The following is a 19,875-nucleotide window of genomic DNA, read 5'->3' on the forward strand; positions in this document are numbered from 1 at the left end:
CCACGCCGGGCCAACTGCGGCCCCCCCCCCCCCCGCCCACCCCCCCCCCCCCCCCCCCCCCCCCCCCCCCCCCCCCCCCCCCCCCCCCCCCCCCCCCCCCCCCCCCCCCCCCCCCCCCCCCCCACCCCCGACCTGGTTGATCATGAAGTTAGCGCGTCCGTGAGGCCGAAATTTCCGCGCTAACTTCATGATCAACCACGTTCGTTGGTTCATTTGAGCAGGATGTCGGAGCTTTGGATGCACTCGCACAGCCTTGTCGGTGACGGGCCTACGGATGAGGGGAGCCGGCGGCGGGTTCTGGTGCTGTTGACCCTGATCCTCGCCCCGCTGGCCGTGGCGACCCTGGTCGGCCTGATTCTGCTCTGGCCCGGCGGCAAGCAGGTCTCCGGTGCGGCACCGGGTACGGCCGGACGCGACCTCAGCCACCCGGAGGCGACGGTGCAGACCGTGGCACCGTACGAGTGCCCGGCGCCCGGACAACGTACCGGCCCCCAGGCGGGGCCACGGATGGTCACCTGCGCCACCGTGCAGGCGCGGCTGGAGACCGGCCCGGAGCGCGACGGCATCGTGACCGTGGAGGTGCCGGCGGAGTCGTACCGCAGCGGACTTGAGGTCGGTGACCGGATCAAGGTGGTACGCGTCTTCAACCACCAGACCGGTCCCGCCATGTACGCCTTCTACGACTACGCCCGTACGCTGCCGATCGGCATCCTGGCCGCCGCGTTCGCGCTGCTCGTCGTCGCGGTGGCCCGGATCCGGGGGCTGAAGGCGCTGATCGGGCTCGGCTTCGCGTACCTGGTCATCGTCAAGTTCATGCTGCCCGCGCTGCTGGTCGGCGAGTCCGGCCTGCTGGTCGGACTGGTCGGGGCGGCGGCGATCATGTTCGTCGTCCTCTATCTCGCGCACGGCTTCTCCGCCCGGACCACCACCGCGCTGGCCGGAACCCTGTTCGGCCTGCTGGCCACCGCCGGACTCGGGGTGTGGGCGGCGGGTGCGGCCCACCTGACCGGGCTCGGTGACGCCGACGGGGTCACGCTCGCCGTCTACAACGGACAGGTGGACCTCTCCGGCGTGGTGCTCTGCGGCATCATCGTGGCCGGTCTGGGTGTGCTCAACGATGTCACGATCACCCAGTCCTCGGCGGTCTGGGAGCTGCACCAACTCGCCCCCGAGCGGTCGGCCCGCAAGCTGTTCACCAGCGCGATGCAGATCGGCCGGGACCACATCGCCTCGACCGTCTACACGATCGCGTTCGCCTACGCCGGTGCCGCGCTGCCGATCATGCTGCTGATCAACGCGTACGACCGGCCGGTGCTCGCCGTACTGACCAGCGCGCAGATCGCCGAGGAGATCGTCCGTACGCTGGTCGCCTCGATCGGCCTGGTGTTGGCGATCCCGCTCACCACGGCGGTCGCGGTGGCCGTGGTGAAGGCGGTCGGGCGTCCCGCTCCCCCGGCCCAACCCCCGACCGACGACCACGACGCCGGCACCGACGACAACGGCCCCACCGACGGCGGCGGCAGCAGCACGGACGACAACAGGCTAATCGGGGATGAAGAGGAGGAGGCCGGGAAGGACAGGGGCGGGAAGGACGGGGCCGGGCCCGGGCGACCCCAGCCGGTCGGCAGCCAGCAGGGGTGACCGGCGGGCGGTCGGGAGGGGTCGTCGGGCGGTTCGGGTACGGTGTCCACCGTGCTAAGTGGACTGGACGACGTCGCCTGGAATGAGCTGGACCACGCCCACGGGGCGGCGACGGACGTACCCGGGCTCCTGCGCGGTGTGGCCGGTGGCGACGACGACGCGCTCGGTGAGCTGTTCGGGACCATCTGGCACCAGGGCACGGTGTACGAGGCCACCGCGTACGCAGTGCCGTTCCTGGTCGAGTTGCTGGAGGCTCCGGCCGCCGACGCCACCGGACTGCTGGGCCTGCTGGCGGCGATCGCCCAGGGCACGTCGTACGCGGACGCCCACCAGGAGTACGAACCCGCCCCGGTCCGCGACAGTCCCGAGCTGGCCGCCCGGATCGAGCGGGAGCTGGCCTGGACCCGCGCCGCCAGGGCGGCGGTGGCCACGGGTGCGCCGACCTACCTGCGGCTGCTCGACACGGCAGCGGACGAGGAGGTGCGCAGCCATGCGGCGTACACCCTGCGGGCCAGCGTCGAGCCGACCGACCCGGCCGCGACGGCGATGCTGCACCGGATCGAGCGCGACGACAGCCCACTGGTGCGGGCCAGCCTCATCCTGGCGTCCGGCGCGCTCGGGACCGCGACCCCGGCGTTGATCACCGGTTGGCTGGCCGATCCGGCACCGCCGCCCCGGATGGCGGCCGCGCTGGTCGCCGTGCAGCTGGCGGCCGGGTCGTCGGCTCCGCTGCCCGACGGCGTGGAGGAGGTGCTGGTACGCGACACCCCGTCGTCGTTCGACGCCCTGTCGACGCTGCCGTGGAGCGCGCTCGGGGACGACCCGCTCCGCTGGGTGATCGAGCAGCTCGACGAGGAGTGGGAGCTGCTGATCCGGCTGCTGCGGGGCTGGATGCGGCACGAGAGCGCCGACGTACGCAAGGGTGCGGTCTTCGCCGCGGAGCATCCGATCCTGGAGTGGCGCCCGGCCGCCACCGAACTCGGACCGGCGCTGGGCGCCCGACTGTCCGACCCGGACCGTGACGTCCGATACTGGGCGGCGAGCCTGCTGGCGGACTCCGGTCACGCCGCGGCGACCGCCGCCGACGAGCTGTGGGCGCTGGTGCGGCGGGAACCCGTACGGCACAACGAGCCGGCCGCCCTCGCCCTCACCGCCCTCTGTCGGCTGCACGATCCCCGGGCCGCGACATACCTCGCCGAGCGCCTCGGCGCCGACCCGGTCGACCTGTCCGGGCTGGACGCGGCGATCAGGCTGGTCGGGCCGTGGGCGGACGCCTGCCGTGTCCCACTGGTCCGGTTCACCCCGCTGGCTCCGACCGGCAACATCCGGATCGGCCTGATCACGGCGATCGGCCAGCTGTACGCCGGCACCGGCGCCCCGGCCGACGAGGTCGTCCCGCTGCTGCGGCAGGAGTGCGCGACCCATCCGCACATCGCCACGCGGGTGCTCGGCGACCTCGGGCCGGACGCCGCCGACGCCCTGCCCGACCTGCACCCGATGCTGGCGCACGACGACCCGTTCGTACGGGTCAACGCGGCTCGCGCGGTGTGGCGGATCGGCGGGGATCCGGCCCCGGCGTTGCCCGTACTGCGGGAGATCCTGACCGACGGCGGTCGGGCCGACCGGGGTCACGCGCTCGACCTGCTGCCCGAGCTGGGGCCGGCGGCGGTGGACCTGTCCGACCTGCTGCCGCAGTGGTTCGGGGCCGACGACGACTCGCTCGCGGTGGGGTCGGCGGTCGCCTACTGGTACCTGACCGGTGACCCGACGACGGTGGTGCCGGCGCTGCTGCCGCACCTGCGCACCGGTCCGGACGGGCGCGCCGCGCTGGCCTGCCTGGTCGACATCGGACCGGCGGCGCGGGCGGCCGTGCCCGTCCTGCGGGCGGCCGCCGCGCAGGAGCGTCGTGGACCGACCGGCGGCGGTTCACCGGTCGACGACAACGAGGACTGGCCGACCCTGTGCGCCGCGGCGCTCGCCCGCATCGACGTACCGACGGCCGGGTGACTCCTCGGCTCGCAGCCAGGGTAGGTCCGTCTCGCGGCCGGGTCCGATCAGGGTGGCGGTCTGCGTCGGAGCAGGCTCCGACGCAGATTGTGCCGGCCCGTACGGACGAGGCCGGACAATGATCACGTGGAGATCGATGCTTCGCGTAGGGTGTCCGGGTGCGTAAGTCGATCTCCGTCGTCGCAACGTTCCTGACCGCCGCCATTCTCGCCGGGTGCACCCCCGACCGGTCGACCGAAGCCCCGCCCGAGAACCTGACGGTACGGGTGATCCTCGCCGCCGACGCCGACGAGGCGGAGATCAAGGCCATCGAGGCCCGGCTCCGGACCGTCGCCGACCTCAGCGACCTCACCTTCGTCAACCGCGAGCAGGCGTACGAGAAACTCAAGGCCGACCTGGACGACCAGCCGGAGCTGCTCGAATCTCTCAAGTCCGACAGTGCCCCGCACTACTACGACTTCAGGCTGCCGAACCGTTCGGCCTTCGAACGTACCTACGAGGGGCCGCTCCGCGCCGACCTGCGCCGGATGGACGGCTTCAACTCAATCGTCTTCCGGGGCAAGGAGACCCAGACGTCGGTGGGTGAGTGCGTCATGAGCATCGTCCGGGTCGCCCCGAACCCGACGCCCCAGCTGGACATCAGGGTCTTCCTGACCGACGGCACCTCCGAGGCCGAGAAGGAGGCGATCGAGGCGCGGCTGCGGGAGGTGCCCGGCGCGAGCGACGTTCAACTCCGGGGCAAGCAGGAGGCGTACGAGGAGTTCAAGAAGATGTACGGGGACTCCAACCCCGCAGTCGTCGCCTCTGCCAAGCCGGAGGACCTGCCGGAGGCGCTGATCCTGACCCTGGCCGACCGCGAATCGGTCTCCCGTGCGAACGACGCCCGGATCGATCAGGATCTGTGCCGGATGACCGGGGTCGACGGGGTTGTCGTACCGCCCAAGCCGCTCGGCGGTACGCCCTCGTAGCGTCACCGCGCCCCGGACAGGCGTCGGGCGGCACTCGGGACACGCGGGTGCCGCTCGGCTCACCGGTCGGACCGTCCGTCGCGCGAAAGATCGCGATTGGCGCCGGCGGGCCCGGGCGGCGGTACGGTTCCGGGCGGTATGCGGAGGAATCTGCGGGACTGGTGCAGGTGGCCGCTCGACGGGAACCCCCGCACGGTGACTCGGAGAAGAGGTGTCACGTGCCACTTCTGGCGGCGCTGGACCGCGCCCACACCGTCGCACCACCGGGGTACAGCCGCTGGCTGATCCCTCCGGCGGCCCTGTCCGTGCACCTGTGCATCGGGCAGGCGTACGCGACCAGTGTCTACAAGAACTCGTTGATCAGCCACTTCGACAGCAGCCAGACCGCGATCGGCGTCATCTTCAGCATCGCCATCGTGATGCTCGGCCTGTCCGCCGCGCTCGGCGGCACCTGGGTCGAGGCGAACGGTCCGCGCAAGGCGATGTTCGTCTCCGCCTGCCTCTGGGCCTCCGGTTTCCTGGTCGGCGCCCTCGGTATCGCGACCACGCAGCTCTGGCTGGTCTATCTCGGCTACGGCGTGCTCGGTGGGATCGGACTCGGCATCGGCTACATCTCGCCGGTCTCCACCCTGATCAAGTGGTTCCCCGACCGGCCGGGCCTGGCCACCGGGCTGGCGATCATGGGCTTCGGCGGCGGTGCGCTGCTGGCGAGCCCGCTCTCCCGGCAACTGCTCTCGTTCTACGACTCCGACTACAACCCGACCAACGCCGCGTCGGTCGCCTCCGGTGGCGCCCTGGTCGGGCTCTTCGTCACGCTCGGCCTGGGTTACTTCGTCATCATGATGTTCGGCGTGGTCAATGTCCGGGTGCCGGCGCCGGGTTGGCGCCCGGCCGGCTTCGATCCGGGTACGGTGGCCGCCCGGCCCCTGGTGACCAGGGCGAGCGTGTCGGCCGCCAACGCGGTGCGTACGCGGTCGTTCTGGCTGCTCTGGGTGGTGCTGTTCTGCAACGTCACCGCCGGTATCGGAATCCTCGAACAGGCCAGCCCGATGATCCAGGACTTCTTCCGGTCCGGTGGCGTCTCGACCGTGGCGGTGGCCGCGGCCGGCGGATTCGTCGGGCTGCTGTCGCTGTTCAACATGGCCGGGCGGTTCGTCTGGTCGTCCACGTCGGACCTGATCGGACGCAAGCCGATCTACCTGCTCTACCTCGGCGGCGGCATGGTCCTGTACGCCCTGCTCGCCGCCGTCGGACACCGCTCGACCGCACTGTTCGTCCTGCTCGCCTGCGTGATCCTCTCCTTCTACGGCGGTGGTTTCGCGACTGTGCCGGCATACCTGCGGGACCTGTTCGGCACGTTCCAGGTCGGCGCGATCCACGGCCGGCTGCTGACCGCCTGGTCGGCCGCGGGTGTCGCCGGCCCGCTGATCGTCAACGGTTTTCTCGACGCCCAGGGCAAGCCCGGCACGCTGACCGCCGAGGCGTACCGGCCGGCGCTGTTCACCATGGTCGGGGTACTGGCCGTCGGGTTCGTGGCGAACCTGCTGATCCGCCCGGTGCCGGAGCGGTTCCACGAAGCGGTCGCACCGCCCGGTGCCGAGGTCGCCGTACCGGAGCAGGTTACGCAGGAGAAGGAGTCGAGCCGATGACCGGGAACGAGGGTCGGTCGACGGTCGGCCGGCAGCGGCTGCGCCTCTGGGTGTCCTGGCTGCTGGTCGTCGTCCTGCTCGGCTACGGCGTGGTCCAGACCGTACGAACCGCGGTGAACCTCTTCACCCACTGAGCGGCGGCCCGGCCGCTCGGCCCGCGCTGGTGGACGGCGTGCCCTTCATGTCGTCCACCAGCGCGAGGGTTGGCCGACGGGTCGGCTGCCGACGGCGCTGGTGGACGGCTGGTTCTGGCCTACTCCTGGTGATCGGGTGCGGCCTCGGCAGCGAGACCGATGAGGGTGGTCATCGGGATGGGTCCCGCAGGCGCAGCCAGCGGCGCTGGGTGGCCGCGGCGATGCCGTGGACTAGCCGGGCCAGGTCCGCTGCTCCGTCGGCGTCGTCTGCGCGCCGCACCGTCGTGAGGATCGGCGCGACCTCGTCGAGTTCGACGCTCTCGCGCAGCAGCACGAACTGGAGCACCAGCCCGGCCAAACGAGCGTTGCCGTCGTCGTACGGATGGAAGAAGGCGACGTCGAGGTAGACCCGGGCCGCCCGGGCCGTCACCGGTGTTTCCCGGTCGGCGCCCTGGGCCAGACACGAGGCGAACCGGGCTTCGGTGTCGGAGTGCAGCCCGTACCGTTCCCGACCGTTCTTCGCGTGCGCCGGTGCCCGCCGGAACACCGCTACCGGGACACCACGAATGATCCGGTTCCAGCGGGCCAGCAGGTCCGAGGTGAGGTCGGCGCCGGCTGCGGCTTCGAGCCGCACGTCGTCGTACGCGCTCAGCAGTCGGCTCAGCCGTTGCGGGTCACGCCCGGTAGATCCGCGGGTGAAGCCGACGAAGCCGTCACGAATCGCCGACACTGGCGTCTTCGGGTGCGGGACGACATCCCGCCAGCCGACGGTATCCCGCAATCGCTGCCACACCGCCAGGTGATCAGGCGCGGTCAACGGCCACCCGCCGGGCCAGGTCCCCGGCTACCGACTCCACGACCGCTCTCGGCGGCTCCACCCAACTGTCGAAACGGCCGGCGACCGCGTGTTCGAGTAGTTTCCCCCGCCGGGTGGACTCGATTCCGGCCGCGTCGAGAAACCAGCCGAGCACGGTCATGCAGCAGCCGTACCAGCCGGACTCGTACTGCGTGCGGTCACCGACCACGGTCACCAGGTGGGCAACCGCGCGTTCCCACCCGTCCAGGTCGTCGGCGGGAAGCGGCAGGAACCGGTCGAACCGCTCCGCCACATCGTCCAGCCAGTCGCACCACTCCACCAGAGCCGCGGAAATCGCGGTCGCGGTCGCCTCCGGCGTGGTGACCGAATGCGAGAAGCAGCACCAGGAACCAACCGGGCCACCGTCGAAGTCGCCCTCGCCGACCGACCAGCGCCAACCCACCGCCCACCGCCCGTACCGGTCGACAAGCCCGGCCGACACGTTCTCCAGCCACAGGTCTCTGAGACGCCAGTCGGCCTCCGGTGACGGGAGTTCGGACGCGGCGACCAGATCGCGCACCACCGCCCGAACCGTGTCCGGATCGAAGACCCGATCCGGGGGACCGGTGTCCGCCCAGATCAGCTGACGCGGATGGGGCAGGCGGTCCCGGGGTGTGGTGTAGACGGTGATCCGGCCATCGCCCTGAACAGCCTGCCAGGCCGGCGGTTCGTCGGTACCGTCCGTTGCCACCGGGGCCGCGTCCGCGAAGCGGCCCCGGGCATCGGTGGCGAGCTCGACCAGCAGTTCATGCCAGGCCACCACGGCGTCAGCGAGGCGGGTCAGCGTCTCATCCGGGGTCGTCACCGGAGGGCGTTCCGCCCGCCAGAGCGGAATAACCCCACGGCCCCGGTAGTCCTCCATCGCGACCGTGTACCACCAGCCCACCACCCAATCGCCCAGGTGCTCGACCAGCGCCTCCGTCATCCGGTCGTACCAGAAATCGATGAGTCGCCAGTCGGTGCCGACCGGCGGGACCTCGCCGGCCGGCGGCAGCACCCGCACCAGTTCCGCGACACCAGTCGGGTTGAACGCCGGCCGCGCGGCGGGGTCGACGTCTCTCCAGGTGAGTCTTGACAGTTCGGGGAGATTGACTCGGTCAGTTGTCACACTCGGCCTTCCGTCAGGCAGCCGACCAGCTTAACGGCCCGCACTCCCCCTCGCCGCCCGTCCTCGACCAACCGTGGCGCCCTCCTCAAGAGGCGAGACATCCGCTCGTCGCCAGAAGCCCGAGCGCACCGCCAGCGGTCGGGCCGATCAGCTCGAGCCCAGCAAACCGGTCCAGCCAGCCGCCGGGCACGCGGCAGGCCCACCGGGCGGGGGCACCGTCACTCCGACGCCACCGTCTCGTCACCAGTGGTACCGGTGGTGGTGGCCGGGGTCGGCGTCGCGCGGGCCACCTGGAACCGGCGCCAGGCCAGCGCGGCCCCGATCACCGCAAGGGGCAGTGACGGCACCGTGTAGCGAGGGTCGATCGCCGACGTGGCCACGCTTCCGACGATCATGCCGAATGCCAGCACGACCCAGGCCAGCGGGTCGAGATGCTCCCGCCAGGTCGACGCTCGGGGCCGGTAGAACGCCAGGACCAGGACCAGCAGGAAGCAGAGCGCCACCCCGGTGGTCGGCACGGTCGCCACCGCCGAGTAGCGGTGCAGCGGGCCCATCAGCGGGTGGTCGTAGTCGCCGGAGAGGCCGGCGAAGCGGCGTACGGCAGGGTTCTCCGGTGCCAGGTACGGCACGCAGCTCCGGTCACCGCTGGCCGGGAAGTCCCAGATCTTGGCGACGCAGGCGACCCGCTCGTTCGGGTACGGCCCCGGTCGCACCGCCCGCCACGTCTCCAGCGCGACTGTCGCCAGGTAGTCACCGGGTTGACCGAGGATCGCCTTGCTGGCGAAGCTGCCGAACACCGCGTCCGGCGTCTGCGTGAACTCGGCCTTGTTGCCCTCACCCCACAGGTACAGGTCCGGCGGAAGTCGCCGGCCGAGTGGCTGGTCGGGGCAGAGCCGACGCTCCTCGGCGGTCAGGTCGAGCTGGTCGCAGTCGACGAAGGTCATCGTCCGTGACCAGAGGAAGCGGGATCCGTAGGTGCCGAACGAGTACTGCCCGTGGTGACTGTTGTACCAGACCAGGTAGCCGCCGAGCGCGATGACGACCACCGCGAGGAAGGCGGTCGTCCGGCGCCAGTTGATCCGACGCAGCAGCAGGTAGAGCACCGGTACGGCGAGGGCGGCCAGCCCGATCGAGCGGGTGAGGGCCGCCCACGAGAACACTCCCCCGGCCACCAGCACGCCGATCCAGCCGGGCGCCTGCCGCCAGGTCAGCGCCAGCATCCCGATCAGGATCAGGGTGGTGAACAGCGTCTCGGCGAGCAGGAAGTGTTCGACCGCGACCGTACGGGCGTCGAGCAGCAGCGGCGTCACGGCGAGCGTGGACACCAGCCGGGACACCCCACGGCGTTGCAGGAAGGCGTACCCGGCGACCACCATGCCGAGTCCCATCAGGTGCTGGATGGCGATGATCCGCCGGACCGAGTGCAGGTCCACCAGCAGGCTGAGGAAGAAGCTGTAGCCGTACGGCCGGACGGTGCCGGGCTGGTGCAGGTAGGCCAGGCCCAGGTAACTCTGGCTGTCGCCCTGGTACCAGAGCGCGGGGTTGTAACCGAGCATGACGAGCACTCGCAGGGCGGCGCCGACCACCAGCAGCACGACCAGCACCCAGTGCCGGCGCAGCAGGTGGCCGGCGTCACCCGGCAGTCGCCCCAACCGAACCGTGGTCCAGCCCCGCAGCCGTTCCAACCGGGGGGCGGGCGGGGGCGGGGCGAGCGTGGTCACCGGGCCGGCTGCTTCGGCAGTACGGGAGCGGCCCGGCCGGTGCCGTGGTCACCGGAACCGGAACCCGATCCGGAGTCCTTCTCCTCGTGGTACTCCTCCTCGACGTTGACCTGCCACACGTCGTGGGTGGTGCCGTCGAGGATGTTCTCCGCGGTCAGCATCGCGGTGAGCATCGAGTGGTCCTGGTTGTTGTACCGGTGCATGCCGTTGCGGCCGACCGGGTGCACGTTCGGGACCGCCTCGGCGAGCCAGTGCCGGATGGTGTCGACCGCGTCCTCGTAGCCCTCGTCGTAGACCGGGTACGCCTTCGGCATCCGGACCACGTAACCGGCGCTGACCGCGCCCGGCGTGACCAGCCGCAGCCGCTCCAGCTCGTCGGTGCCGAGCTTGACCAGATCGTCGTCGGCCATCTCCCAGAGATCGTCGCCCTCGTTGACGAAGTATTCCAGGCCCAGGCAGGTGAAACCGTCCTGCACCAGGTACGGCGACCAGGAGCCGAAGTTCTGGATCCGGCCGACCCGTACGCCGGGGGTGTGCACGTAGATCCAGTTGTCCGGGAAGCCGGCGGCCTCGGGCACCACCAGGGCGATGGTGAGGAAGTCGCGGTAGCGCAGCGCGTCGGCGGCGGCGCGTACGTTCTCCGGGGCCGGCGGGTCCATCACCTTGATCAGCTCGGAGATCGGCATGGTCGACACGACGTGGTCGGCCTCGACCCGGCGCTCGTCGTCGGCGTCGGCGACGGTCACCGCGACCGCCCGGCCGTCCTCCCGGTGCACGGTCTTCGCCCAGGTGTTCAGGGTGACCACACCGCCGGCCTTGGCCACGTGCTCGGCGGCCCGTTCCCACATCATGCCGGGGCCGAACTTCGGGTACTGGAACTCCTCGATCAGGCTGGTGATGTCCTTCTGGTTGCGCTTCGGCATGAGCGCGTTCACCACGGCGTTGGCCAGCGAGAGGTTCTTGATCCGCTGGGCCGCCCAGGTGGCCTGCAACTCGGTGGCCGGAATGCCCCACAGCTTCTCGGTGTAGGTCTTGAAGAAGATCGAGTAGAGCCGCTTGCCGAACCGGGCGGTGACCCAGCCCTCGAAGTGGCTCTGGTCCTTCGGCGGGCGGACCTGGGCCCAGACGTACGAGCCGACGCAGCGAACCGCCTCGAACACCCCGAGGTTGCCCAGCGCGTTGCTGGCCTTGAGTGGGTAGTCGAACAGCTTCTCGCGGTAGTGGATCCGGCTCATCCGGGGCCGGAGCAGGAAGTCCTCGTCCGGCAGGATCTCGTGCCACAAGGCCTCGACCGACGAGACCTTGGTGAAGAACCGGTGCCCGCCGATGTCGAAACGCCAGCCCTCGCGTTCCACCGTACGACTGATCCCGCCGACCTGGTCGTCGGCCTCGAACACCTCGACCGAAGCCTGGCGTTTGGTCAGCTGGTACGCCGCGGTCAGGCCTGCCGGGCCGGCCCCGATGACAACGGTGTGTGGTGTTCTCGTCATGCGCTGATTCATCACCTTCGACGTATTGTCGGCCACCACCGCACGGCCGTCCCGCTACCCGACGCCAGCCACCGGCGCTTTTCGCAGCGGGGGGCGCGACGACCATGACGACCGTCGCGGAAGGAGGACAAGGACGCGCGGAATCTAGCATGTCGGCGATCGTGCCGAAGACCGCCTCGATGACCTGGGCCTGCACCGCGCCGGGATTACCGATCAGGACGTCGGGGTATCGCACCGCCATCCGGAGTTCGACCCCACCACACCAGGACACATCCGGATATGTCGGCAGTGCCGTCCCCGTCGAACTGGAGTCGTCATGGAACTGAACGAGAACGCGGAGATCGACACCAGTCAGGTGGAGGACCGGCGTGGATCGGGTGGAGCAGGCGGTTCGGGCGGGTTCTCCCTCGGCGGTGGCGGCGGTCTGGTCGGCGTCATCGTCACCGTGCTGGTCGCGCTGGTCGGCGGCGGCTTCGGCCTGAACGCCCTGACCGGCGGCGACGAGCAGGGTGACAACACCGCGATCGAGCAACGGTGCTCGGCCGACGACGCCCTGCGCCAGCTCGACTGCCGCAACACGCTGTACGTCAACTCCATCCAGAGTTGGTGGGAGCGGACGATGCCGGAGAAGTTCGGCAAGCCGTACGCCGAGTCCGACACGGTCTTCTTCGAACAGGCGGTGAACACCGGATGTGGTGCGGCTGACTCGGGCGTCGGCCCGTTCTACTGCCCGACCGACGACAAGGTCTACATCGACCTGAGCTTCTACCGCCAGTTGGCCGAACAACTCGGCGCGACCGGCGAGTTCGCCCAGCCCTACGTCCTCGCCCACGAGTACGGCCACCACGTGCAGGACCTGCTCGGCACCGAGGCGCAGATGCGCCGGCAGCAGGCCCGCGACCCCGGCCAGGCGAACGCCCTCTCGGTCGCGCTCGAACTCCAGGCGGACTGTTACGCGGGTGCGTGGGCGCGCAACGCCACCGGCACCGCCGACGATCGGGGCGAGAAGATCTTCACCAGCATCTCCGACCAGGACATCCAGGAGGGACTGGACACCGCCGCCGCGATCGGTGACGACGCCATCCAGGAGCGTTCGGGCGGTCGGATCGACGAGTCGGCGTTCACCCACGGCAGCTCGGCCCAACGCCAGGAGTGGTTCCGCCGGGGTTTCGACACCGGCGACCCGACCACCTGCGACACCTTCGGCACCGGCCGCTAGTAGTAATTCGTCCCGTTCTGGTCGAGGGTAGTGGCGATAGGTGCATCAGCCTCGACCAGCCGCGCGTCGCGTTCGCCCTCAGCGCGAGGCCGGCCGCCGGGGCCGTACCGGCGCCGACCGGGCCAGGTCGCGAGCGAGCGCGACGAGGTTGGCGGTGGCCGGGTTGGATCCCATGCGGCGGTACGCGACCGCCAGTTCGATGACGTGGGTGGCCGGGAGGGCTGGCCGGAACGCGACGTCGTCGCGACGTAGCCGGGACACCGACGCGGGCACCAGGGACACGCCGAGTCCGCCTCCGACCAGGCCGATGATGGTCTGCATCTGAATGGCCTCCTGCGCGACGGTCGGAGTGAACCCGGCCCGGCGGCAGTAGTCGACGATCTGGTCGCGCAGGCCGGGGCCGAGGTGGCGGGGCGAGAGGACGAACGGCTCGTCGGCCAGCTGACGCACGTCGACGACCCGGTCACCGGCGCGGGGGTGGTCGGCGGGCAGGGCGACGACGAGTCGTTCGTGGCCGACCGCCTCGACATGCAGGAAGCCGGTGTCGGCGGCGGGCAGTGGCGGGCGGAGCAGGCCGACGTCGAGGGTGCCGTCGCGCAGCCCGTCGACCTGCTGGGTGGTGGTGAGTTCGCGCAGGCTGAGGGTGACGTCGGGATGGCGGTCGCGGACCGCCCGCAGCAGCCGGGGCAGCAGGGTGAAGGTGGCCGAGCCGACAAAGCCGACCGTGAGGCTGCCGGTCTCTCCGCGCCCGGCGCGCTGGGCGGCACGAACCGCGGCGGCGGCGTGGGCGAGCACGCGTTCGGCGTCCGGCCGGAACGCGATCCCGGCCGGGGTGAGGCGGACCCGGCGCGTATTGCGGTCGAACAGGTCGACGCCGATCTCCGACTCCAGCGCCCGGATCTGCTGGCTCAACGGCGGCTGCTGGATTCCCAGTTCGGCGGCGGCGCGGCCGAAGTGCAGGTGGTCGGCGACGGCGAGGAAGTACCGCAGATGTCGCAGTTCCATCATTGCCCCCTCTTCCGAGTCGCCTGCGCCGGTCCGGGCGATACACGGAAGATATCAATTGGTGCGGTTCGGGATATGTGACGACCAGTGCGGCAGCCCATGTCGGCATGGTGGCGGCATGACTTCCCGCACGGTCGCACGGCGGGACCCGTTCAGTCAGGAGCGCCCGCCATGCCCGTCAGCCGTCCAAAAGTGATAGCGGCCGCCGTCGCGGCCCTGCTCCCCGGCGGTACCGCCGCCTCGGCCACCACCCTCGCCGACGCCCCCGGCGCCGACCCGGTCCGCAGCGAACTGCACGTGACCAGCGACCCGGGCATTCGTATCGCCGTGCGGGAGGTCCGGCCACGGGACCCGCGTCCGTCCCCCGCTCGCCCGCCGGTCCTGCTGCTGCACGGGGCCCGGGTGCCCGGGCCGGCAAGCTTCGATCTGCCGGTACCCGGCGGCTCGCTTGCTGTGGACCTCGCCGCTGCCGGGCACCGCGTCTACGTGATGGACGCGCGCGGTTACGGTGGCTCGACCCGCCCGGCAGAGCTGTCCGAACCGCCGCAGGCCAACCCGCCGGCAGTCCGTTCCGACGCGGTGGTACGCGACGTGGCCGCCGTCGTCGACATGATCAGCGCACGGAACCGGGCAGGCGACCGGTCAGGCCGGGTCGCGCTGCTGGGCTGGGCCACCGGCGGCCACTGGCTCGGCCAGTACGCCGCCGCCAACCCGGCGCGGGTCAGCCATCTCGTGCTTTACAACTCCCTCTACGGCGCGAGCGACACCCATCCGACCATGGGACGAGGTAGCGGCTACGAGGACCCGAACCGACCCGGCCGGTTCAACGCGGCCAACTACGGCGCCTACCGCACCAGTACCGCGGCGAGCCTGTTGCCGTCGTGGGACAGCAGCATCCCGACGCCGGACAAGAGCGTCTGGCGCGACCCGGCGGTGGCGGCGGCCTATCAGCGGGCGGCGTTGGATTCCGACCCGACCAGCAGCAGCCGTGAACCGGCGAGCTTTCGCGCGCCGTCCGGCGCTCTGGAGGACAGCTTCTACCTGGCCACCGGCCGTCAACTGTGGGACGCGAGCCTGGTGACCGCACACACGCTCGTGCTGCGCAGCGAGCATGACTTCTGGAGCCGACCGGAAGACCCCACGACGCTGGCGGAGCATCTCGTGCACGCCCGCAGCGTACGCAGCGTGCAGTTGGCCGGGGCAACCCACTACGCGCACCTCGACCGCGGCGACCACGGGCGCGACCAGTTCCTCGCCGAGGTCCTCCGGTTCCTGGGGTCGGGCTGGTGACAACACCCTCCGGGGCGTCATCCGCCACCGCTCCACGCCGCACGGCCGGACGGGGCACGATCATCTGACGCACCGACGGGCTCTCCTGCCGACCGTTACCGGTACGACGGGAGAGCCCACGCCGGGCCGCGTTTCCCTGGACACGATGCCCCTGGACACGGTGCTCCCTGGACACGATGCCGCTGGACGTCCGCAGGCGGACGCGACGGACGCGGCCGACATGGGACGGACGGAGCCCGCCGGGTGGTGCCGGTGTCAGCAGCGACCGAGGTCGCGCCACTGGGCGGTCAGGCCGGGCTCGGAGCCCTGGGTCCACCAGTTGGCCTGCCACAGCCGCCCGTTGTGCTTCACCCGGGCCCCCTCCAGGTAGACGGTCCCCCAGTCCCAGGCCGGGGCGGCGGCGCAGTTGGCCGGCGGCGCGGTGGTCGGCGGTGTGGTGGTCGGCGGTGTGGTGGTCGGCGGACGGGTCGTCGGAGGCGTGGTCGGCGGACGGGTGGTCGGCGGGGTGGTGGTACAGGTGCCACCGGCGCCGACCGTGTCGACGTGGTTGGTGCCCGCCGTCCGGTACGCGGTGACCCGGCTCTTCGCCTCGGCCGTGGTGATCACCTCCCGGTCGGCGTAGTAGAGGTAGTCGACCTGTTGGATGTAGGTCGCCAGCCCGGTGCCGGTACGGCCGAGCAGGTCGATGAACCACAGATTGAAGTTGATCGACATCGGGGTTTCCGGGTAGTAGCGGTCCCCGTGGTCGGCGACCTGCACGCCGTCGACGAAGTACTTCACCCGACCGTCGGAGACGGTGAAGACCAGGTCGTGCCAGCCGTTGAAGCTGGTCCGCTGGGCGGTGTGGGTGTTGTCGGCCCGCCACGGCTCGTTCTGGTACGTCTCCCAGGTGGTCTGGTAGAAGATCGGCCCCTGCTCGCCCCACCCGCCGTTCGGCAGGTACTCGAAGTCGATCTCGCCGTAGTTCGGGTCGAGCGGCCGGTCCAGCGGGGTGATGGTGAAGAACGTCTCGACCAGGCGGTCACCGTCCGGGCCGGACACGGGCGCGTCGGTGAACCGGACCCGGCTGGCGTAGGTGCCCTCGAAGAACTTGCGCTGGTGGAAGAACTCGGCGTGGCTGGTGCCGCCGGCCGTACCGTCGGTCTTGGCGGTCAACTGGAGGACCTTCTGCCCGCCGTCGGTGGGAAAGCTGACGTTCGCCGCCGGCCAGGCCGCGCCGGGCACGCCCGGTCCGCCGGCGTTGGTGCGTACGGTCCAGTTGCGGGCGGCGATCGCCGGGTCCGACGACGACGCGTAGGTGAAGTCGTCGAAGAGGACGCCGCAGTTGGCGGCGATGGCGGGGGCACCGACCGGGGCGGTGCCGGCGGAGGCGGTCGCGGTGATGCCGGCGAGGGTTCCGGCGGCCAGGACGGCCGCCGCACCGGCCGCGAGACTTCTCACGGTGGGTTTCGTGGACACGGGGTCTCCTCACAGTGGATCGAAGGATGGGTACGGCCGGACGACGGTGGTCGGCCGTGGCGTGCCGCAGTGGGCGTTACTTCACCGCGCCGGCGGTGAGGCCGGAGCGGATCTGACGCTGGAAGAGCACGTAGGCGGCGAGGACCGGCAGCATCGCGATGGTGAGACCGGCGAACAGTCCACTCCAGTCGCTGCGGTAGCCCTGGCTGACCGAGAGCGCCGCGAGCCCCTGGGCGAGCACGTACCGGTCGGGGTCGGGGTTGAGCACGAGCGGCAGCAGGTACTGGTTCCACAGCCCGAGGAAGTTGAAGATCCCGATGCTGACCAGGCCCGGCCGGGCCAGTGGCAGCATCACCCGGAAGAACACCCCGGCGTGTGAGCAGCCGTCGATGAAGGCGGCCTCGGCGATCGCCGTGGGCAGCGTACGGAAGAACGAGTGCAGGAAGAACACGGTGAACGGGAGCGCGTACGCGGTGTAGACGAGGATCAGCCCCGGATAGGTGCCGAGCAGTCCGAGTTGCTTGACCACGAAGAAGAGCGGCACCAGGGCGAGGAAGACCGGGAAGAGGATGCCGGCGACGAACAGGTGGTAGAGCAGCCGGTTGCCGGGGAAGGTGTACCGGGCGAGCGCGTACGCGACCAGCGAGCCGAGCAGCATGGTCAGGATGAGCGCGCAACCGACGACGATCGCGCTGTTGACGAAGTAGCTGCCGATCGACGCCTGGGTCCACGCCCGGGACCAGTTGTCGAACTGTGGTTGCGTCGGCAGTCTCCACGGGCTGGTCAGGATCTCCCGGTCGGTCTTGAGCGAGCTGACCACCGCCCAGAGCAGCGGTACGGTGACCAGCACCGCCCAGCCGACCAGGAACAGGTGGGCCGCGACGTCGCCGGGCCGCCCGGAGCGGGTCACCGGTCTGTCCCGCCTGGCAGGAGTGACCGGTCGCGCCGACCGGTCGACGAGCGCGGTCACGACAGTTCCACCCGTTCCCGTCGGCTGGCCCGCAGCGCGATCACGGCGAACGCGAGGGTCAGGAAGAACAGCGTCACGCCCATCGCGGCGGCGTAACCGAACTTGCCGTAGGTGAAGGCACTGCGGTAGAGCCCGAGCCCGATCACCTCGGTGGCCCCGTCCGGTCCGCCCGGTCCGGCGGTCATCACCTGCACCACCGCGAACCCGTCCAGGGCCAGGACGCCCAGGTAGACGAACGCGACCTGGATGTTGTCCCAGAGCAGCGGGACGACCACCCGGCGCAGGGTGGCGAGCCGCCCGGCACCGTCGAGTACGGCGGCTTCCAGCACGTCGCGCGGGATCGACTCCATCGCGGCGGAGAAGAGCACCATGTAGAAGCCGACCGCCGACCAGACCAGGACCGCCATCACCGCCCAGAGCGCCAGTGCGGGATCACCCAGCCAGGCGTGCGCCAGCGCGTCCAGGCCGACGGCCCGCAGCAGGCCGTTGAGCAGTCCCTCGTTGGGGTGGTAGACGAACTGCCACAGCACGGCGATGATCGGCAGCGAGAGCAGCTGCGGGAAGAAGTAGGCGATCTTGTAGAACTCGCCGCCCCGGATCCCGGCCGGGGCGGTGCTGCCACGCCGGCCGCCGAAGTTGACCAGCGCGGCGAGCAGCAGGCCGAGCACGATGGTGGCCAGCGGTACGACCAGCAGCATCAGCCCGTTGTTGCGCAGTGCGGCCAGGAACAGCCGGTCGTCGAGCAGCCGCCGGAAGTTGTCCAGCCCGACGAAGCGCACCTCGCCGGAGACCCCGGTCCAGTCGGTCAGCGACAGGTAGAACGCCTGCGCGTACGGGGAGAGCACGAAAACCGCGTACAACAGCAGCCCCGGCAGGATCGCGCCGGCCAGGAACCGGTATTTGCCGTGCCGCATGGCTGCCATCGCCCCGCCCCTACCGGGCGTACTTGGCGACGGTGGTGTCCCTGGCCAGCGCGTCGGCGGCCTGCTGGATCCGGTCGGCCCACTGGGCCGGGGTGACCCGTCGGGTGGCGAGTTCGCCGGTGGCGTCGTCGACGGCCTTGGCCAGCGGGGCGTACCAGGTGCGGAACCGGTAGGTGAAGGTGTTCGCCCCGGCGGCCTGTACGGCGGACCGGACCGAGCCGAGCCCGCTGCTGACGGTCAGGCCGTCGGTGGCCCCGGCGACGCTGGGCAGGGTGCTGTTGAGTTCGGCGAAGGTGCGGGCGGCCCGCTGGGAAAAGAGGATCCGGAGGAACTCCAGCCCGCCGCGCGGGTTCTTCGCCTTCGCCGGCACCAGGAACGATTCGCTGCTGGCGGCCTGCAACGCGCCGTACGGCAGCCGGTCCCCGGCCCCGAGCGTCGGTACGGCGGCCATCACCATGTCGAAGCCGTCCGGGGTGACACCCTTCTGTTCGGCCTCCAGCCACGACCCGCAGGGGATGATCGCCGCCTTCCCCTGTGACCAGGCGGCCTGCGCCTCGGTGTGCGACAGCGCCTCGGAGCCGGAGAGCAGGTAGCCCCGGCCGGCGAGTTCGGCGACGGCGGTGGCCGCGTCGAGCAGGGGTTGCTGCTTCCACGCGCCGGGCTGGAGGTTGTCCACCGCCTTGACCAGGTCCGGCCCGCCGGCCTTGGCCGCCATGGCGAGCAGCGGGTCGTTCAGGTACTCGGGATACTTGCCCTGGTACGTCCACGGCGCGATGCCGGCCTTCTTGATCTCCGCGCAGAGCGCGAGCATCCCCTCCCAGGTGGTCGGGTAGGTCCAGCCGTGCCGGTCGAACAACGGTTTGGAGTACCAGAGACCCCAGACGGTGTAGGTGAAGTTGAGCGAGTACACCCTGCCGTCGAGGGTGCCGTCCTCGACCACGCCCGGCAGCAGGGTGTCGCGTACCTTGCGGGCCGGGTCGTCGAGTGACGGCGCGTCGAGCAACTCGGTCAGGTCGGTGAGCTTCTTCGCGCCGACCAGGGTGGCGAGGTCGAGCCGACCGGCTCCGGTGTTGTCGACCACGTCCGGCGGGGTGTCGGCGACGAACCGGGGCTGCAACGCCTCGCCGACCTTCTGGATGCCCTTGTGGTCCACGCTGGAGCTGGGGTACCGCTGCTCGTAGAGCTTCTCGGCGTTGATCGCGTAGTCGTCGCCGTACCCGCCCTTGAAGATGACCACCTCCAGCGGGGTCTTCTCGGGTACGCCGAGCGGGTTGTCGGCACTGGTCGCGCCCTTGGCGGCGGTGGAGGTGTCGTTGTCACCGGCACTGGTGACGCAGCCGGTCAGGGCCGGGGCGGCCAGGCCGATGCCGGCGGCTCGGAGCAGGGTGCGTCGGTTGGGACGGCGTACGACCGGGGTGGAAGAGGGGTCCATGGTC

The 19,875-nt window shown here is 70.8% G+C and carries 16 protein-coding genes; 7 read left to right on the forward strand and 9 right to left on the reverse strand.

Annotated features, from left to right (window positions below; translation table 11 throughout):
* Window positions 1-300: 300 nt before the first annotated feature.
* The 5 genes from ACZ6QQ_RS25520 to ACZ6QQ_RS25540 all read left to right on the forward strand — a co-directional run bounded on the left by ACZ6QQ_RS25520 (window position 301) and on the right by ACZ6QQ_RS25540 (window position 6,399).
* Window positions 301-1,641 carry a YibE/F family protein gene (locus ACZ6QQ_RS25520; RefSeq protein ID WP_465879658.1) on the forward strand — a complete coding sequence of 447 codons (1,341 nt, stop codon included), beginning with the start codon at window positions 301-303 and terminating at the stop codon, window positions 1,639-1,641.
* A gap of 51 nt (window positions 1,642-1,692) precedes the next feature.
* The gene (locus ACZ6QQ_RS25525; protein WP_465879659.1) at window positions 1,693-3,648 is read left to right on the forward strand and encodes a HEAT repeat domain-containing protein; all 1,956 of its coding nucleotides are present in this window, start codon (window positions 1,693-1,695) and stop codon (window positions 3,646-3,648) included.
* Window positions 3,649-3,806: 158 nt separating this feature from the next.
* On the forward strand, window positions 3,807-4,616 hold the full coding sequence (locus ACZ6QQ_RS25530; protein ID WP_465879661.1) for a permease-like cell division protein FtsX: 810 nt from the start codon (window positions 3,807-3,809) through the stop codon (window positions 4,614-4,616).
* 218 nt (window positions 4,617-4,834) lie between these two features.
* Entirely contained in the window at window positions 4,835-6,265 is a 1,431-nt protein-coding gene (locus ACZ6QQ_RS25535; RefSeq protein ID WP_465879663.1) for an OFA family MFS transporter, read from the forward strand.
* Window positions 6,262-6,399, forward strand: a complete 138-nt coding sequence (locus tag ACZ6QQ_RS25540; RefSeq protein ID WP_465879664.1) for an MFS transporter small subunit — start codon at window positions 6,262-6,264, stop codon at window positions 6,397-6,399. The genes ACZ6QQ_RS25535 and ACZ6QQ_RS25540 overlap by 4 nt, the downstream gene beginning before the upstream one ends.
* A 169-nt stretch (window positions 6,400-6,568) precedes the next feature.
* On the opposite strand, the gene ACZ6QQ_RS25545 is transcribed toward ACZ6QQ_RS25540, so the two are convergent.
* The 4 genes from ACZ6QQ_RS25545 to ACZ6QQ_RS25560 all read right to left on the reverse strand — a co-directional run bounded on the left by ACZ6QQ_RS25545 (window position 6,569) and on the right by ACZ6QQ_RS25560 (window position 11,574).
* Complete coding sequence (locus ACZ6QQ_RS25545; protein WP_465879665.1) at window positions 6,569-7,129, reverse strand: Fic family protein; 561 nt, start codon at window positions 7,127-7,129, stop codon at window positions 6,569-6,571.
* A gap of 73 nt (window positions 7,130-7,202) precedes the next feature.
* Window positions 7,203-8,363, reverse strand: coding sequence for a hypothetical protein (locus tag ACZ6QQ_RS25550; RefSeq protein WP_465879667.1), 1,161 nt, complete (start codon window positions 8,361-8,363; stop codon window positions 7,203-7,205).
* Window positions 8,364-8,581: 218 nt separating this feature from the next.
* Window positions 8,582-10,084, reverse strand: a complete 1,503-nt coding sequence (locus ACZ6QQ_RS25555; RefSeq protein ID WP_465879668.1) for a hypothetical protein — start codon at window positions 10,082-10,084, stop codon at window positions 8,582-8,584.
* Window positions 10,081-11,574, reverse strand: coding sequence for an NAD(P)/FAD-dependent oxidoreductase (locus ACZ6QQ_RS25560; RefSeq protein WP_465879670.1), 1,494 nt, complete (start codon window positions 11,572-11,574; stop codon window positions 10,081-10,083). The genes ACZ6QQ_RS25555 and ACZ6QQ_RS25560 overlap by 4 nt, the downstream gene beginning before the upstream one ends.
* Before the next feature lie 316 nt (window positions 11,575-11,890).
* Here ACZ6QQ_RS25560 and ypfJ point away from each other — a divergent pair, with 316 nt between their 5' ends.
* Window positions 11,891-12,793, forward strand: a complete 903-nt coding sequence (gene ypfJ, locus ACZ6QQ_RS25565; RefSeq protein WP_465879671.1) for a KPN_02809 family neutral zinc metallopeptidase — start codon at window positions 11,891-11,893, stop codon at window positions 12,791-12,793.
* A 78-nt stretch (window positions 12,794-12,871) separates the two neighbouring features.
* Here ypfJ and ACZ6QQ_RS25570 read toward each other — a convergent pair whose 3' ends face one another.
* Window positions 12,872-13,801, reverse strand: a complete 930-nt coding sequence (locus tag ACZ6QQ_RS25570; RefSeq protein ID WP_465879673.1) for a LysR family transcriptional regulator — start codon at window positions 13,799-13,801, stop codon at window positions 12,872-12,874.
* Between the two features lie 168 nt (window positions 13,802-13,969).
* Here ACZ6QQ_RS25570 and ACZ6QQ_RS25575 point away from each other — a divergent pair, with 168 nt between their 5' ends.
* Window positions 13,970-15,088 (forward strand): alpha/beta hydrolase, encoded by a 1,119-nt coding sequence (locus ACZ6QQ_RS25575; protein ID WP_465879675.1) that lies wholly within the window; start codon window positions 13,970-13,972, stop codon window positions 15,086-15,088.
* Between the two features lie 255 nt (window positions 15,089-15,343).
* Here ACZ6QQ_RS25575 and ACZ6QQ_RS25580 read toward each other — a convergent pair whose 3' ends face one another.
* From ACZ6QQ_RS25580 to ngcE, 4 genes are all read right to left on the reverse strand, one after another.
* Window positions 15,344-16,546, reverse strand: coding sequence for a carbohydrate-binding protein (locus ACZ6QQ_RS25580; protein ID WP_465879676.1), 1,203 nt, complete (start codon window positions 16,544-16,546; stop codon window positions 15,344-15,346).
* Window positions 16,547-16,622: 76 nt separating this feature from the next.
* Entirely contained in the window at window positions 16,623-17,456 is an 834-nt protein-coding gene (locus ACZ6QQ_RS25585) for a carbohydrate ABC transporter permease (protein ID WP_465879678.1), read from the reverse strand.
* Between the two features lie 56 nt (window positions 17,457-17,512).
* A complete protein-coding gene (locus ACZ6QQ_RS25590) occupies window positions 17,513-18,430 on the reverse strand; it encodes a carbohydrate ABC transporter permease (RefSeq protein ID WP_465879838.1) in 918 nt (305 codons plus the stop codon).
* A gap of 19 nt (window positions 18,431-18,449) precedes the next feature.
* Entirely contained in the window at window positions 18,450-19,871 is a 1,422-nt protein-coding gene (gene ngcE, locus ACZ6QQ_RS25595; RefSeq protein WP_465879680.1) for an N-acetylglucosamine/diacetylchitobiose ABC transporter substrate-binding protein, read from the reverse strand.
* Between the last annotated feature and the right edge of the window lie 4 nt (window positions 19,872-19,875).

This window comes from Micromonospora sp. NPDC049529, assembly GCF_055586685.1.